19 protein-coding genes are annotated in these 14371 nt (G+C 68.1%); 14 read left to right on the top strand and 5 right to left on the bottom strand.

The features are described 5' to 3' along the window. Window positions 1–23: 23 nt before the first annotated feature. The 4 genes from EV193_RS05015 to EV193_RS05000 all read left to right on the top strand — a co-directional run bounded on the left by EV193_RS05015 (window position 24) and on the right by EV193_RS05000 (window position 3261). Window positions 24–284: a type II toxin-antitoxin system CcdA family antitoxin gene (locus EV193_RS05015; protein ID WP_130342711.1), complete on the top strand. Its 261-nt coding sequence runs from the start codon at window positions 24–26 to the stop codon at window positions 282–284. Further along, complete coding sequence (locus tag EV193_RS05010; protein WP_130342710.1) at window positions 284–718, top strand: PIN domain-containing protein; 435 nt, start codon at window positions 284–286, stop codon at window positions 716–718. The genes EV193_RS05015 and EV193_RS05010 overlap by 1 nt, the downstream gene beginning before the upstream one ends. Window positions 719–793: 75 nt before the next feature. Continuing rightward, complete coding sequence (locus EV193_RS05005; protein WP_207222486.1) at window positions 794–1222, top strand: GtrA family protein; 429 nt, start codon at window positions 794–796, stop codon at window positions 1220–1222. A gap of 119 nt (window positions 1223–1341) precedes the next feature. After that, window positions 1342–3261 (top strand): glycosyltransferase, encoded by a 1920-nt coding sequence (locus EV193_RS05000; protein WP_130342708.1) that lies wholly within the window; start codon window positions 1342–1344, stop codon window positions 3259–3261. Here EV193_RS05000 and EV193_RS04995 read toward each other — a convergent pair. After that, the gene (locus EV193_RS04995; protein ID WP_278044155.1) at window positions 3249–3899 is read right to left on the bottom strand and encodes a TetR/AcrR family transcriptional regulator; all 651 of its coding nucleotides are present in this window, start codon (window positions 3897–3899) and stop codon (window positions 3249–3251) included. The two genes, EV193_RS05000 and EV193_RS04995, sit on opposite strands and share 13 nt — an antisense overlap. 45 nt (window positions 3900–3944) lie before the next feature. Between EV193_RS04995 and EV193_RS04990 the strand changes: the two genes are divergently transcribed. Then, window positions 3945–4298: a DoxX family protein gene (locus tag EV193_RS04990; protein ID WP_130342706.1), complete on the top strand. Its 354-nt coding sequence runs from the start codon at window positions 3945–3947 to the stop codon at window positions 4296–4298. After that, complete coding sequence (locus EV193_RS04985) at window positions 4295–4720, top strand: PPOX class F420-dependent oxidoreductase (protein ID WP_130342705.1); 426 nt, start codon at window positions 4295–4297, stop codon at window positions 4718–4720. The genes EV193_RS04990 and EV193_RS04985 overlap by 4 nt, the downstream gene beginning before the upstream one ends. Here EV193_RS04985 and EV193_RS04980 read toward each other — a convergent pair. Beyond that, window positions 4692–6206 (bottom strand): hypothetical protein, encoded by a 1515-nt coding sequence (locus tag EV193_RS04980; RefSeq protein WP_130342704.1) that lies wholly within the window; start codon window positions 6204–6206, stop codon window positions 4692–4694. The two genes, EV193_RS04985 and EV193_RS04980, sit on opposite strands and share 29 nt — an antisense overlap. Window positions 6207–6330: 124 nt before the next feature. Between EV193_RS04980 and EV193_RS04975 the strand changes: the two genes are divergently transcribed. The 3 genes from EV193_RS04975 to EV193_RS04965 all read left to right on the top strand — a co-directional run bounded on the left by EV193_RS04975 (window position 6331) and on the right by EV193_RS04965 (window position 8758). Beyond that, window positions 6331–7173: an SMP-30/gluconolactonase/LRE family protein gene (locus EV193_RS04975; RefSeq protein WP_130342703.1), complete on the top strand. Its 843-nt coding sequence runs from the start codon at window positions 6331–6333 to the stop codon at window positions 7171–7173. A 375-nt stretch (window positions 7174–7548) separates the two neighbouring features. Further along, entirely contained in the window at window positions 7549–8424 is an 876-nt protein-coding gene (locus tag EV193_RS04970; protein WP_130342702.1) for a DMT family transporter, read from the top strand. A 61-nt stretch (window positions 8425–8485) separates the two neighbouring features. Continuing rightward, window positions 8486–8758, top strand: coding sequence for a hypothetical protein (locus EV193_RS04965; protein ID WP_130342701.1), 273 nt, complete (start codon window positions 8486–8488; stop codon window positions 8756–8758). On the opposite strand, the gene EV193_RS04960 is transcribed toward EV193_RS04965, so the two are convergent. Further along, window positions 8748–9356: a class I SAM-dependent methyltransferase gene (locus tag EV193_RS04960; protein ID WP_130342700.1), complete on the bottom strand. Its 609-nt coding sequence runs from the start codon at window positions 9354–9356 to the stop codon at window positions 8748–8750. The two genes, EV193_RS04965 and EV193_RS04960, sit on opposite strands and share 11 nt — an antisense overlap. Before the next feature lie 109 nt (window positions 9357–9465). Here EV193_RS04960 and EV193_RS04955 point away from each other — a divergent pair, with 109 nt between their 5' ends. Both EV193_RS04955 and EV193_RS04950 read left to right on the top strand, forming a co-directional pair. Next, window positions 9466–9837: a hypothetical protein gene (locus EV193_RS04955; RefSeq protein WP_130342699.1), complete on the top strand. Its 372-nt coding sequence runs from the start codon at window positions 9466–9468 to the stop codon at window positions 9835–9837. A 141-nt stretch (window positions 9838–9978) separates the two neighbouring features. Further along, complete coding sequence (locus EV193_RS04950) at window positions 9979–10152, top strand: SRPBCC family protein (protein WP_242613138.1); 174 nt, start codon at window positions 9979–9981, stop codon at window positions 10150–10152. Between the two features lie 42 nt (window positions 10153–10194). On the opposite strand, the gene EV193_RS04945 is transcribed toward EV193_RS04950, so the two are convergent. Continuing rightward, the gene (locus EV193_RS04945; protein WP_165401231.1) at window positions 10195–11007 is read right to left on the bottom strand and encodes an MFS transporter; all 813 of its coding nucleotides are present in this window, start codon (window positions 11005–11007) and stop codon (window positions 10195–10197) included. Window positions 11008–11066: 59 nt separating this feature from the next. On the opposite strand from EV193_RS04945, the gene EV193_RS04940 reads away from it, so the two are divergent. The 3 genes from EV193_RS04940 to EV193_RS04930 all read left to right on the top strand — a co-directional run bounded on the left by EV193_RS04940 (window position 11067) and on the right by EV193_RS04930 (window position 13022). Next, on the top strand, window positions 11067–11435 hold the full coding sequence (locus tag EV193_RS04940) for a MerR family transcriptional regulator (RefSeq protein WP_130342697.1): 369 nt from the start codon (window positions 11067–11069) through the stop codon (window positions 11433–11435). Window positions 11436–11497: 62 nt separating this feature from the next. Further along, window positions 11498–12052: a dihydrofolate reductase family protein gene (locus tag EV193_RS04935; RefSeq protein ID WP_130342696.1), complete on the top strand. Its 555-nt coding sequence runs from the start codon at window positions 11498–11500 to the stop codon at window positions 12050–12052. A 13-nt stretch (window positions 12053–12065) separates the two neighbouring features. After that, window positions 12066–13022 carry a sigma-70 family RNA polymerase sigma factor gene (locus tag EV193_RS04930; RefSeq protein ID WP_130342695.1) on the top strand — a complete coding sequence of 319 codons (957 nt, stop codon included), beginning with the start codon at window positions 12066–12068 and terminating at the stop codon, window positions 13020–13022. Here EV193_RS04930 and EV193_RS04925 read toward each other — a convergent pair. Beyond that, window positions 13012–14298 (bottom strand): DUF2079 domain-containing protein, encoded by a 1287-nt coding sequence (locus tag EV193_RS04925; RefSeq protein ID WP_130342694.1) that lies wholly within the window; start codon window positions 14296–14298, stop codon window positions 13012–13014. The genes EV193_RS04930 and EV193_RS04925 overlap by 11 nt on opposite strands. Window positions 14299–14371 lie beyond the last annotated feature (73 nt).

Genomic DNA, 14371 nt, shown 5'->3' with positions numbered 1-14371 from the left:
CTCAGGGCTGATACGATGCTTGTATGGCCAAGCGTAAGATCACTGTGACGGTCGATGAGGAGTTGGTCGATCAGGCCCGCGAACTCGGCGAGACCCATCTGTCCGCCGTCGTCAACAAGGCGCTCGCTGACCATCTCGATCACCTGGCTCGGCTCGATGCGATGCGCCAGATGCTGGATGAGTGGGATGCCAAGTTCGGGCCAGTGCCTGAGGAGGAACTCGCGTCCGCACGCGCCACGCTCGACGAACTCGACGGTGTCGCGAGTGATCGAGGCGCGGCTTGATGCTGCCGATCATTCTCGACTCCGACGGGCTCTCCGCGTTGTCCGACGACGTTCCGTCCGTGGCTGCCCGCGCGATCCTGACCCATGCATGGGCGGATGGACGAGACGTACTGGTGCCGGCGGTCGTATGTGCGGAGGTCGCCCGTGGCACCGCCCGCACTCGTCGTGTCGAAACGGCGATCGCCGGGCGGCAGGTGCGCGGCCGGCCGCGTCAAGCGGTGCAGGTGGTCGACACCGACCTCGATCTCGCCAAGGGAGTGGGTGCGGTGTTGCACGGTGCGAAGGCGGACAGCCGGGACATCGTTGACGCGCATGTCGTCGCCGTCGCGGTGCGACACGGCGGGGGACTTGTGATCACCTCGGACTCGGACGACATCCTCCGTCTGTCCGCCGCGACTCCAACCGCCAGGATCAGTACACGGCGTGCCCGTTAGGCGTCCGCGTGCACCTCGTACACTGGCCCGGCCCGCGAAGCAAGTGCCGACCGGATCGAGGTTGCGGTGACAGCGGTGGCCCCCGAAACCGAAGTACAACAGCAGACCGAACGCCAGGGCTTTCTCGCCCAGGCGATCCGGTTCGTCCTCGTCGGCGGCTTCTGCGCGATCATCGACTTCGGTGTCTACCGGCTGTGCCTCGCCCTCGGGCTGGACGCCGGTATCGAGACCGACATCGCCCGCACGATCAGCTTCATCATCGGCACGGTCACCGCGTACTTCCTCAACCGCAAGTTCACCTTCAACGCCGACGGTCACTCGAAAGCATGGGGATTCGCGATCCTCTACGTGCTGACCTACGTCGCGGCGGTAGGAATGAACAAGTGGATGCTCGCCGCGCTGCCCGAGGGCACCTGGTGGACCAACCTGGCGTGGGCGATCTCGCAGGGCTCGGCCACCGTGGTCAACTTCGTCGTGCTCCGCACGGTCGTCTACAAGCAGTGAGCGGACACACCCGAGGCAACGCGGCGTGGCGGTCGTGCGTTGACGAGGTACCGTGACTTACCGTCCACGTCGCGCGCAGACAGTGAGCGCCACACGTACCAAGGCAGGGACGCCCAACAGTGAATAAGTCTGTTCAGACGGCCCCCGCGCGGATCGCGCACATCGGCGAGGCCGCCCCCGAGGTATCGCTGGAGGACCACGTGCCGACCGGCCGGCTGCTCGCCCAGCGCGGTCTGTTCGACGGCCCGTCGGAGATCGTCGGCAACAAGCTGTACGCCGAGGTCACCCGGGGTGTCGCACACCTGGAGCGGGACTCGATGAGCATGGAGCCGTCCGCGACGGTCTCCATGAACACCTACTTCGGTCGTTTTCCGGCCAGCTACTGGCAGCGCTGGACGGTGGCCAAGGAGGTGGCCGTCGAGCTGACCGCCACCGGCTCCGGGAAGCTGACGATCTTCGCGTCCGACATCGACGGGTACACCCGCGCGATCGTGGTGAAGACGCTCATCGGCGTGAAGGACGAGCGGCTGTCGCTGACCGCCAAGATCGACCGTTTCCTGGACGGCGGCGCGCTGTTCCTGGAGGTCGAGACGGATCTCGGCCAGCGGATCACCGTCGAGCAGGTGCGCTGGACGGTCGAGCCGCCGGAGAAGATCCGGCCGACCGCGGTGGTCATCTGCACCTGCAACCGCGCCGACGACTGCCTCAACACGCTCGAGGCGCTGGCCGCCGACCCGGTGGCGCTGTCCGGTCTGGACGCGATCTACGTCGCCGACCAGGGCACCGACACCGTCGACTCGCGGCCCAAGTTCGCCGAGGTGTCCAAGGCGCTCGGGGACAAGCTGCGCTACATCCAGCAGCCGAACCTCGGCGGCGCGGCCGGCTTCACCCGCGGCCTGTTCGAGACCGGGCGGCAGGCCGAGCACGCCAACGTGCTGTTCATGGACGACGACGTGCTGCTCGAGCCGGACATCGCGATCCGGCTGACCGCGTTCGCCAACCGCACCTCCGAGCCGGTGATCGTCGGCGGGCAGATGCTGTACCTGCTGCACCCGACCTACCTGCACGTGCAGGCCGAGTACGCCGAGCTGGAGAACCTCGCGCCGGCGCAGCTGCCCAAGAACGCGCTCAGCAACGCCGACCTCACCGGGGTCGACGAGGAGACCGGCAAGCCGAACCGCCAGGAGATCCGCGTCGACGCCGGCTACAACGGCTGGTGGTCCTGCCTGATCCCGTCGGAGATCGTGCGCGAGTGCGGCTACCCGCTGCCGATGTTCTTCCAGTGGGACGACATCGAGTACGGCTACCGCGCCAAGGAGCACGGGTTCGCCACGGTGACGCTGCCCGGCGCCGGCGTGTGGCACGCCGACTTCCACTGGAAGGACTGGGACGACTGGCACCGGTACTTCAACCTGCGCAACTCGATGATCACCGCGGCGCTGCACTCGCGGTTCGAGACCAAGCACGTCGCCCGCGTGCTCGCCGCGCAGCTGACCAGGTACCTGCTGTCGATGCAGTACGGGCTCGCCGCCACGCTGATCAAGGCGGTCGAGGACTTCCTGGTCGGGCCGGAGATCCTGCACGACGGCGGCGCGTCGGCGGTGCCGATGATCCGCGAGCTGCGCGCGAAGTACCCGGAGACGCAGCGCCACCCGGCGTCCGCGGTGCCCGGCCTCAAGCAGGGTGAGCAGCCGATGGTGCCCGCCGCGCCCAAGCCGCTGCTCACGCGGGCGGTGCTGGTCAAGCGGCTGATGTACCAACTGCTCGGCAAGCACGCCTACGACATCGGCACGATCCCGGCCGAGGACGCCACCTGGTGGCACGCGTCGCTGTTCAAGACGGCGGTCGTGACCGACGCCAACCAGGAGGCCGTGCGGGTTCGGCACTACGACCGCAAGGCGATGTTCCGCCTCGCCCGTGAGGGTGGCGCCGTGCTGCGCCGTCTGATCAACGAGGGTGGCACGGCGCAGGCGGCGTACAAGCAGGCGATGCCGGAGCTGACCAGCCGGGAGAACTGGGCGCGTCTCTACAAGCTCTGACGCTCGGCGAGGTGGCGCACGCCGCCGATCAGAAGCTCGATTCCGTTGGTGAAGTAATCGTCGCGGTTGGCGCAGGTGCTCAAGGGCCCGGCCGCCGCGACGATTCTCGGATACCTGTCCGCGGGCAGCGCGCGCAATTCCGCTTCGACCACTCGTTGCCGGTCGACGTCGGTTTCCTCGACGAACAGTGAATCGCTGACCAGCGCGATCGTGGTGCTCAACAGATGGCGCGCGATCTCGGTCGCCCGGTGTGTGGAGAATCCGGCGCGGGCGAGCACATCGAGCGCGATTTCGACCGTGGCCAGTGTGCTGTCGGTGTTCACCTGTCGGCTGTTCAGCAGCCTGGGCGCGCTCGGGTGGCGGCGCAGAACGGTGACGACCGAGGTCAGCACGGTGCGCAACTGTTCGGGCCAGGGTTCCGTTTTATCGATGGCCAGGTCGAATTCCGCGTAGATCGCGTCGACCATTCCGTCCAGCAGTTCCTCTTTGTTTCGGAAATGCCAGTAGAGCGCCATCGGCGTGACGTCGAGTTCGGTGGCGAGCGCGCGAATCGTGACCGCATCGAGCCCTTCGGTGTCCGCGCGGGACAGTGCCTTGCCGATCACCGTGGCGCGGGTGAGGCGCTCTGCTCTGGTCACGTGTGTACTATACAACGTACATGTACGACGTATAGGAGGTGGCTCATGCTGGTGACGTCCGTGGTCATGTCGATCGCGCTCGCCGTCCTGTTCCTGGCGCTCGGCGCGGCCAAGATCGCCGGTGTGCCGGCGATGGCCACGAGGTTCGAGCACCTCGGCTACGACGCGCGGATGCGCACGATCGTCGGGGCGCTGGAGGTGGCCGCCGCCGTCGGGCTGGTCATCGGCGTGTTCTGGCCGCCGCTCGGGGTCGCCGCGGCGATCGGGCTCGTGGCGCTGCTCGTCGGGGCCGTGGTGTCGCATCGCCGCGCGGGCGACGAGGTGAAGGAGATCGTGCCGGCGGTGTGGGTCGGCCTGGTGGCCGCGGCGACGGCCGTGCTCGTCGTGGTCGCGACATGAGCAAACGGGACGACCCGAACGGCGACCGGTTCTTCGCCCTGCGCACGTTCCGGCGGGACGGGACGGTCGTGTCGACGCCGATCTGGCTGGCTCACGACGGCGGGCGGTGGTTCGCGTACACGCCGGGCCGGTCCTGGAAGGTGCGCCGAATTCAGCGGAACAGCCGCGTCGAGGTCGCCCGATCCGACTTCGACGGCGATCCGAGCGGCGAGTGGCACTCCGGCACGGCGCGAATCCTGACCGGCCCGGAACTGTCCGCGGCTCGGCGGGCGATGCGGCGGAAATACCGCTCCAGGTTCCGCCTCTTCAGACTGATGACCTTCCTGATGAGCTGGCGAAACGGCCGCGCGGTCGGCCTGGAGATCGATCTCGAGGGGCTGACGGCGGCTGAGATCAGGGCGTCTGCGCGGCGATCGTGTTGAGAATGTTCGTGGTGATCACGCACGGGTCGATCTGCACCAGGCTGTTGGTCAACGACACGCCGGCCGCGCCGTTGGCGAGCTTCACGATTCCGGTGCACTGCTTGCCGTGCTTCGGATCGTTGCCCACCGCCTCGGTGCCCGGTTTGCCGGAGTAGGACTTCGCGACCGCGCCCTTCGCCGGGTCCGGCACGGTCTTCAGCTCGGTTCCCCACACGATCAACGTGGAGAAGACGCCGTTCACGTTCGGCGCGAACGCCGGGTTCGCCGACTTCGGGCCGAGCCGGAAGAAACAGCCGACCTTGTACGGGTCGCCCGGCTCGATGTTCGCGGCGTACGGCTTGACCGGCGAGATCGGGCGCACCTCGGGCGGGAACGCGTCCCAGGACACCGCGCACGGGTCGAACGGCGCGCCGGCCGTGCTTGCCGTCGGCGGAACGTCCAGGTCGCCGAGCTGCTGCAGCGGAATGTCCGGCCGGCTCGACGACGGCGGTTTCCGAGGCTTGAGCGCTCCCAGCACGCCGGTCACCGCTGCCTCCGAGGTGGCGCAGCTCGGTGTCTCCACGACGACCACCTGCGTCTTCGGGTCCGGCGTGCGCGCCCCCGCGTCGCCGATGATCGACACCTCTCGTGGATTGTGCGCCCAGGAGACCTCGCACCCGGTCACCCCGGTCTTCTGCGCCATCTTGATCCCGCCGACGGTCAGCTCGCGCGCGCCGGAGGACAGCTGCCGGGTCGGGTCGGACATGAACCGCAACCGCACGGTGATCCCGCGCGGCTTCGACTGGCACGCCGACGTGTCCTCGCCGGGCGAGGCCTGCGCGCCTTCCTTCGCGGCGGCCACGGCGGCGCACGGGTCGACCGAGCCCAGCGGCACCGCCGGCTGTGTCACCTTGTCGGCGCGCAGTGGCGGTCGCTGCCAGCGGGCGACGGTGGTGGTGATCAGCTCCTTGACCGCCGCGCACGGAGTCTTCGGCGTCGCACTGCCCGAGGGCGCCATCACGTTCAGGTAGACGGTCGCCGGCGGCTGCTGCTGATCGAGGAGCACGTAGCTCGGGCAGGACGTCGTGTTGCCCGGGTCCGGCGGCGGCATCACGACCTTCACGCCGGCGACGTCCTCGGGCTGGCCGAGCCGGCCGTGGCTGCCCAGCCGCACGCTGAACCGCCAGGACAGGATGTGATCGCGGTGGGTGTACAGCGTGCAGTCGGACAGCTCGTTGCCCGGCATGATGCTGTCCGGCGCCTCGCCGACGATCTTGCTCGCGGCGGCCACGTCCAGCAGACCGCACGGGTCGATCGCGCGTGCCCGCTGCAGCGCGGCGGCCCTCGGCTCCTCGGCCGGATCCATCGGCACCTTCGGCGGGGGCGGCTCCTGCTCTTCCATCTGCTCGGCCGGCGTCGCGGTTCCGGCGACGGTGGTCGAGCACGCCGTGAGCACCGCGAACATGGCGGCGCCGAGCACGGTGATCTTCTGAAAAGCCCTGGTCATCGAACCCCCGGATCGCGTCGTGCGACAACGCGCCGAATAGTACGGGAGGATTTCCGGCGCAACTGTCGATTCGGGGTATCGGGGCTCGTGTAGGTGGTGAAACCCAACCGAAGGGAGCACAACCATGTCCGAGCTGCGCACGTTGTTGAGTGGTCTGGTCGTCGGAGAGTCGCCGCGCTGGCATGACGGCCGGCTGTGGTTCGCGAACTGGGGCGCCGAGGAGATCGTCGCCATCACCGAGGACGGCGCCGCCGAGGTCGTCGGCAAGGGGCCGAAGCCGGCCGGCTACTCGATCGACTGGCTGCCCGACGGCCGCATGCTGATCACTGGGCACGACCGGCTGCTGCGCGTCGAGCCGGACGGGTCGGTGGTCACGCACGCCGACCTGAGCGCGCTGCCGGACGGGTGGAACGAACTCGTCGTGCACGACAACGGCGCCATCTACGTCAACAGCATCGCGTTCTCCTTCGGCGAGGAGGAGTTCCGGCCGGGTGTGATCGCGGTGGTCAAACCGGACGGCACGGTCCGCCAGGTCGCCGAGAACGTCGCGTTCCCGAACGGCATGGTGATCACACCGGACGGCTCCACCCTCGTGGTCGCGGAATCATGGGCCGGCACGCTCACCGCGTTCGACATCGAGCCGGGCGGCGGGCTGTCCAACCGGCGGGTGTGGGCGCCGTACGGCGGTGACGGGCTCACCATCGACGCCGAGGGCGCGATCTGGGCGTCCGACATGGCCGGCGACAAGCCGCTCGTGCGCCGAATCCGCGAGGGCGGCGAGGTCCTGGAGGAGATCGGGCTGGACGAGGCGTGCTTCGCATGCATGCTCGGCGGCGACGACGGCAGGACGCTGTTCCTGATGGTCGCCGAGTGGCGCGGGATCGAGCGCATGGGCGAGCTGTTTCAGGCGACCACCGGCCGGATCCTCAGCACGCGGGTGTCGGTGCCGCGCGCCGGCAGGCCGTGACGCGTCTGGTAGAGACGGTGGAGGCGGGCCACCAACGCGGGAGCGCCATGGCCAAGAAGCGCAAAGGCAAGAAGGCACAAAAGGCAGGTGCGGCTCCCAAGCCGCACGTCAAGTGCCGGACCTGCGGTGGCAGCGGCCGGATCTCCTCGGAGGCGCCCTGGTCGGGTTCCGGGGTGGTCATTCAGAAATGCCCGGAGTGCAGTTCGGCTACAGTGAACCTCGTGCACCGGATGTACCCGATCACCCCTCCGCCCCGCGCCTGACGCGGGGTGCCGCCGCCGGGACTCGACCCGGCGATGACGCACGTCTTGATCACCTTCACGACAGCACCCCGCTCACGCTGACACCTGTCACCACGAGCGCGGGAGCTTTCCCTTGTCTGCCAACAGATCCACACTTCTTCTCGTCACCGCCGGAATCCTCTGGGGAACCGGCGGCTTGTCCGGCTCGATCCTCGCCGACGACGCCCGACTCGATCCGCTCGCCGTCGCCGCGTACCGCCTGCTGATCGGCGGCGCACTCGCCACGGTCGTGGTCGCCACCCGGCTGCGCGCCGCCCGCACCAGGGCCGCCGCCCGTCGGATACTCGCGACCGGCGCGCTGCTCGCCGTGTTCCAGACCGCCTACTTCACCGCCGTGTCGTCCACGTCCGTCAGCTTGGCCACGCTGATCACCATCGGCAGCGTGCCGGTATTCGTGACGGGAGCGACGGCCGTACTGGAGCGGCGATTGCCCGACACGGTCACCCTCGTGTCGATCACCGTCGCACTGGCCGGACTGGCCTTGCTGTCCGGAAACGGCGGCACGGCAACGGTTCTCGGCATCGGCGCGGCACTCGTCGCCGGCGCGGGATTCGCCACGCTGACCGTGATCAACCGGCGGCCGGTCGACGGGTTGGACGCGGCCACCACGACGGCGCTCGGCCTGCTCACCGGGGGACTGTTGCTGCTGCCGGTCGCGCTGCCGCTCGGCATGGCGGTGCCGCTCACCGCGACCGGCCTGGCCGCCGTCGCGTTCCTCGGGCTGGTGCCGACGGCCATCGCCTACGGCGCGTACTTCGCCGGTCTGCGCCGGGGCAACGCCGTCGCGGCGGCACTGGCCGCGATGCTCGAACCGCTCACGGCGACGGTGCTGTCCGTGTTGCTGCTGCACGAGCGGCTGACCGGGCTCGGCATGATCGGCGCGGCTCTGCTGCTCGGTGCGCTGCTGGTGAGCTACCTGCCGCGATCGAGGGCGGCGGTTCAGCTCTGAGCGAATAACCTACGAGTGAAATCCCTTGTGTGGCAGGAGGAACAGGAGTTCTCTCGACAGCATGAGTGATTCGAAGCGCGCGCTCGTGTTGCACCTTGCCGGTGGCAGCGAGCCACTGGTGTACGCCCTGTCCGACGAAGGAGCCCAGGACCTGGAGAACCGGTTGCCCGATCTGCTCGGCGCGGGAGCCGTGCATATGCCGAAGCTCGCCGACGGCACGTTCGCGGCGATCAACTTCGTGCACGTGGTGGCCGCACACATCGACGAGGTCACTCCGATGACCCGGGTGTTCGGCAATCGTCGGACGAAGGCGGCTACCGGTCTCAGTCGCTAGGCCTGCGGTAGACGATCGAGTGGCGGAAGAAGAAGTGCCGGCGTACCACCGCTTCGGGTAGGTGTTCGTGCGCGGCGGCTCGGAGCTGCGTGAACGTCATGTCTGGATCATGGACCGGCATGGCGCTCTTGTGGTCGCTCCATCCGCCGCGTGGGGGTCTTGGCAGGTGCACGAGGCGCATCGCGAAGTTCGCCGGTACTACGGCCAGGGCGCGGGCGTAGTCGAGCGGCGTCGGCTTGTGCAGGCCGAGGATGGCGAGGACGCCGCCGGGGCGCAGGGTGTCGCGTAGTCGGGTGACCGTTGGGGCGAACGGCATGTGGTGCAGGCTGGCGATGCAGGACACGAAGTCGTAGTGCTCGTGGGGGAGTTCGTGCTCGTTGAGGTCGGTCCGTGTGAACTGGACGTTCGGTGGGGCGTTCTCGCGGGCTGCGGTGATCATGGCTTCGGAGCGGTCGAGGGCGTCTACTTCGGGTACTTGTGTGGCGAGTAGGCGGGCGAAGGTGCCGGTGCCGCAGCCGACGTCCAGGGCGTGCTTGGTTCTGGTGGGCGCTTGGCGTAGCAGGAATCCGTGGTAGTGGTCGTTGTGGTTGAAGTGCACGTCTTCTTGTTTACCGGAGGTGCACGTCTTCGCCCGATCACTTCACGATCATCATGCCGAACAGGGATGTCCCGACCGCGAACTCCCGGACAGGCCTGGCTGGTCCTGGATGGCGGTGTCCCAACCGTTCACGGGATCGTCCTCGGGGCCGTTCGCCAAGTACCGGTTCGGGGTGTTCGAACAGGAAGGCCACGCTCGCGCGGATCTCCAACAGCTCCTCGACGAGGGCGACCACGTCGAGGACGGAGGTAAGGCGGCGTCGGTCCTCCGCGACGCCGGGCGCGGTGAGTTGATTCTGGTCGCCGACACGACCTGGGCGTTCGGGTTGTATCGCGTCCAGGACGGCGAGCACTGCGCCGGAGCCGGCTGCTCGTTCTACGACGGTTGGATCGTCAACCTGGAGAACGATCCCCGCCGCGCCAGGCGCATCCACGGTGACGTCCTGGACGGGCGGCCGGTGGTTTTCACTGAGAACGGTTGACGGCCATGGACAAAGGAAAGCCCGGCTGGCAGGACGAAACAACCAGAACCTGACCTGGTGATCACGATCAGCCAGTTGGCGACACCGTCACCGTGCGAGCCGAACCGATCGCCGAGCCCGAACCGCCGCCACCGATGAGTTTTGCTTCGCCGCCCGTCCGAAACCCAGGTCACGCTCACCTACGACTGGTCGGCCGTGCCGCCGCGCATCCGGCAGTACATCCAGTTCCCGCCGTTCGGTCCCGAGCACCTGATCAACTCGCTGCACCACCTGGCCGAGCTCACCACACCGACGCCCCAGGCCTCGACGCCCTGACCAAATCACACCGACTCGCCACCGGCACCGGCACTGGCGCGATCAGAACGCCGGCGTCCCTGGTGCAGCAGCAGCGCGACCCCGAACCCGAGCAGGCTCGGCACCGCCGCGATCACCGCCACCCCGGTCCAGCCCGAGGCCACCCGAGATCACCGCCCCACCCAGCAGCGGACCCAGAGCCGCCGCCACGTTGAACGCGGAGATGTTCACCGACGCCACAAATCCAGCGGCCGGGCCGGCGCGGTCCATCAGATACGTGTGCACCAGTGGCCCCACGGTGAACGCGGACGCGCCGAGCAGGAACAGTGCGATCAGGCTGGTTCCCTTGGCGTGCATGAGAAATCCCTGCAGCAGCAGGCCGCCTCCCAGTACCGCGAGTGGGATGGGCAGCACTCGGCTGATCGACTCCGGCCGCACCTTCCCGGCCAGCGTGCTGCCCACGACCGTGCCGAGTCCGTACACCAGCAGCACGCCGGTGACCCACCCCGACGAGAACCCGGTGACCTCGCGCAGCGTCGGCGACACGTACGTGAAGGCGGCGATCATGCCGGTGAACGCGAAAATCGTGGTCAGCAGTCCGAGCACCCGCGCGATCATCAGCATGGGGTAGTTGGACGCGACGGCGGACAGCGCCGCCGCACCCGTGCACAGCGCCATCAATCCGATCAGCAGACCGCGGCGGGGCAGGCGTCCGGCCAACACGGTGAGGACCGGCCCGCCGACCGCGATCATGAAGGCGTAGGCGGTCACCAGCAGCCCGGCGGTGGGCAGGTCGACCGAGAGATCAGCGGCCACTTCGGGCAGCACCCCGACGATGATGAACTCCGAGGTGCCGATCGCGAAGGCGCAGAGCAAGAGCGAGGTTCCGCTCCGTTTGGCGGATCCGAGAATACCCAGGAAAGGCGAGGTGCCCGTTGCGGATCGGTGAACTCAGCGAGCGGACCGGCGCGACCCCGAGAATGCTGCGCTACTACGAAGAACACGGCCTGCTCACCCCGAAGCGCACCGAGGGCCGGTTCCGCGAGTACGACGACTCGGATGTGGACGTGGTGGCACGCATCAGGTGTCTGCTGTCCTCCGCGCTGCCGATCGAGATCGTGCGCAAGGTGATCCTGTGCACCGGCGAGGGCGCCGAGCTGCCGGGCGAAGGCGAGTGCCGTCCACTGATCGACGTACTCAACGACGAGTTGGCCAAGCTGAACGCGCGGATCGACCAGCTCGCCACCAGCCGTCGCTCGCTCGAATCCCTGGTCGCGGACCTGTCCTGCGTACTCAAGGACTGAGCGATTCCTTTTTCGATCCGCCCGAGTCTCCCTTGCGACAACCTCGTGAAGGGAGATCGATCATGCGAAAGCTCAAGGCCGGCGGGTTCATGACCCTCGACGGTGTGTTCCAGGATCCGGGCGGCTTCGGCGAACTGGACGGCGGTGGCTGGGCACTCCCGTACTTCTCCGACGCCGCGCGCGACGACGCGATCGCCGGCATCGAGGCCAGCGACCTGTTTCTGTGCGGCCGGGTTACCTACGAGCTGCTGTCCACGGCGTGGTCCGGTAATGAGGGTGAGTACGCCGACCGGCTGCGCGAGATCCCCAAGCTCGTCGCGTCGAGGACGCTGCGCGGGCCGCTCACCTGGAACGCGAGCGTGCTCGACGGCGACGTGCCGGAGGCGGTCGCCGAGCTGAAAGTGTTGCCGGGCAAGGACATCGTGATGTACGGCAGCGGCACCCTGCTGCGTACGCTGCTGCGGCACGGCCTGGTCGACGAGGTCGCCGTCGGGGTGCATCCGCTCGTGCTCGGCGAGGGCAAGCGGCTGTTCGACGGCATCGGCCGGGCCGACCTCACGCTGGTCGACGTCGCCAAGGGCGACACCGGCGTGGCCACGCTGATCTACCGACCGTGAACGGGAGGCGACGATGACCACCGCCGACTTCGCCACGCTCGCCGAGCCGTACCGGCGGGAGCTGATCGCGCACTGCTACCGCATGATCGGCTCGGTCGCCGACGCGGAGGACCTCGTCCAGGAGACCTATCTGCGCGCGTGGCGCGGGTACGACCGGTTCGAGGGGCGCTCGTCGCTGCGCACCTGGCTGTACCAGATCGCGACCAACGTCTGCCTCACCGCCGCCGGCAAGAGCGACCGGCGGGTGCTGCCGTCCGGAATCGCCGAGCCGAGCGGTGACCCGCACGGCGAGCCGCGCATGGCCGGCGCGGAAACCTTGTGGCTGCAACCGATTCCGGACTCGCTGGTGGCCGATCCGGCCGCCACCGTCGCGGCGCGGGACAGTCTCCGGCTGGCGTTGATCGCGTGCCTGCAGGGCTTGCCGTCCAGTCAGCGGGCGGTGCTGTTGCTGCGGGACGTGGTGGGTCTGCGTGCCGCCGAGGTGGCCGAAGCGCTGGACACCAGCGTGGCCGCGGTGAAGAGCACGCTGCAGCGCGCCCGCGCCCGGCTGGCCGAGCTTCGTGACGCCGCCGGTGACACGGTCGACGAGCCGGCCGAGCCCGAGCGCAAGCACCTGCTCGAGCGGTACATGCGTGCGTTCGAGACCTCGGACGTGCGTTTACTGGAGAGGATTTTGCGGGAAGACGCAAGCTTGCAGATGCCGCCGGCGGCGACCTGGTTCTCCGGCAAGAGCATCTGCGTGCCGTTCTTCGCCGCCAGTGCACTGGGTGAGCCCGGTGACTGGCGGATGCTGCCGACCTCGGCGAATGGGCAGCCGGCCGCGGCCGCCTACCTGCGCGGCGAGGACGGTGTGTACCGGGCGTACGGGGTCGCGGTGCTCACCGTGACCACCACCGGGCTGGCGGAGATCATCGCGTTCGGTGACCCGTCGCTGGTCACCCGGTTCGGCTTTCCGTCGGTCAGTTCCTGATGAGGACGAACGGGCCCGCCGAGGCGATGAATTGCCCCAGCGGGACCGTTCGGTGCCGATAGACCAGCGTCCATTCGGCCGGACGGCCGGAACCCACGAGATGGACGTCGGCCCGACTGGTGAGTTGCGGCGCGAGGTCGTTCTCGATCGCGACCGACGCGCCGTCCGGAATGAGTTGGAGCAGTCGCCGCGCCGGCTCCGCGATCGCTGCCCGGTTGGCGTCGGTGTTCTCGACCACGGACGACCGGGTGGACGTGGTCAATACCGTTCCGGCTATCACCAGTGCGGCTGCTATCGCCGTGGAAAACCGTCGGAGGCGCAGCAGTGTCAACGAGTGGACGAGCGCGAAGAACACGATCGGCATGAGAACGGCGTCGTAGTGAAAGTCCGGCTGCCAGTAGAACAGATTCGAGCTGAGCAGTCGCCAGGCCAACGTCGGGAGCACGAGCAGCAGCAGCGGCGAACGCAGTGCCAGGAACAATGACGGCGCGAGTACGAGCAGCACGAGCACGATCTTGTCCGAGTCGAACCAGTCGCCGGTACCGCTTCCGGCCGCCTCGAAGAATCGATAGGACGTTCCCCGGAAATGGGGGATCAGCACGAAAATGCTGACCAGTGTGGCCGTCAGCCCGCACGCGGCGGTGATCAGGCCGAGCCGGCGTGTGGCGGGTTTGACGGCGATCAGCAGCCCGAGCATCGCGACCGTCAGCCCGAGATCCTCCTTGACCAGGACCAACGACGCGGCGATCGCGACGGCCTGCCCCAACTTGCCGCGAAGGTACGCGTCCAGGGCGAATGCCGTGATCGGGACGGCGAACGCCACCTCGTGGAAGTCGAATGCCAGCGCGCTGTGCAGCCCCCAGGAGATCCCGTAGCAGAATCCGATCGTCGTGCCCAGCATCGGGCCGAGCAGACGGATCGCGGTGCGGGTAACCGGGAACACCGACAGGCCGAGCAGCAACGCCTGGGCGATCAGCAGGGTTTCCGCCGACGGGAACAGGCGGTAGAACGGTGCCAGTATGGCGAGAATCGGGCTGAAATGCTCGCCGAGAAGATTGTGTCCGAGAATGTCGGACACCGGAAGCTCGCCGTGTGCGTATCCGCGTACCGCCTGCTCGAAAATACCGAGGTCGAATCCGGACGTCTGGAAATTCGCGTGTCTCCGCAATGAGAACGCGGCGTACGCCACGGAGAAGACAATGGCAAGGCCTGCCGGAATCCTCGGCGAGAGCGTGTCGGATCGACTGTCGATACGAGTGTTCAGCACTGCGGCCATGGCACCTCCGTCGTCGTTGTGCCGACGACTGTTGGTTGCCCGTGCTGAAGAAACGTTGCGTAATCCTGAAGAA

Origin of the sequence: Herbihabitans rhizosphaerae (assembly GCF_004216555.1) — a bacterium.
GTDB lineage: Bacteria > Actinomycetota > Actinomycetes > Mycobacteriales > Pseudonocardiaceae > Herbihabitans > Herbihabitans rhizosphaerae.
This window is presented reverse-complemented; position numbering and strand designations above follow the sequence as displayed.

Bases quoted from the DNA above. Each gene is read 5' to 3' on its own strand.
- EV193_RS04965 (WP_130342701.1), top strand. From the start codon at position 8,486: ATGAGTGATTCGAAGCGCGCGCTCGTGTTGCACCTTGCCGGTGGCAGC.
- EV193_RS05015 (WP_130342711.1), top strand. From the start codon at position 24: ATGGCCAAGCGTAAGATCACTGTGACGGTCGATGAGGAGTTGGTCGAT.
- EV193_RS04935 (WP_130342696.1), top strand. From the start codon at position 11,498: ATGCGAAAGCTCAAGGCCGGCGGGTTCATGACCCTCGACGGTGTGTTC.
- EV193_RS04925 (WP_130342694.1), bottom strand. From the start codon at position 14,298: ATGGCCGCAGTGCTGAACACTCGTATCGACAGTCGATCCGACACGCTC.
- EV193_RS04980 (WP_130342704.1), bottom strand. From the start codon at position 6,206: ATGACCAGGGCTTTTCAGAAGATCACCGTGCTCGGCGCCGCCATGTTC.
- EV193_RS04955 (WP_130342699.1), top strand. From the start codon at position 9,466: ATGGCGGTGTCCCAACCGTTCACGGGATCGTCCTCGGGGCCGTTCGCC.
- EV193_RS04930 (WP_130342695.1), top strand. From the start codon at position 12,066: ATGACCACCGCCGACTTCGCCACGCTCGCCGAGCCGTACCGGCGGGAG.
- EV193_RS05010 (WP_130342710.1), top strand. From the start codon at position 284: ATGCTGCCGATCATTCTCGACTCCGACGGGCTCTCCGCGTTGTCCGAC.
- EV193_RS04985 (WP_130342705.1), top strand. From the start codon at position 4,295: ATGAGCAAACGGGACGACCCGAACGGCGACCGGTTCTTCGCCCTGCGC.
- EV193_RS04990 (WP_130342706.1), top strand. From the start codon at position 3,945: ATGCTGGTGACGTCCGTGGTCATGTCGATCGCGCTCGCCGTCCTGTTC.
- EV193_RS04975 (WP_130342703.1), top strand. From the start codon at position 6,331: ATGTCCGAGCTGCGCACGTTGTTGAGTGGTCTGGTCGTCGGAGAGTCG.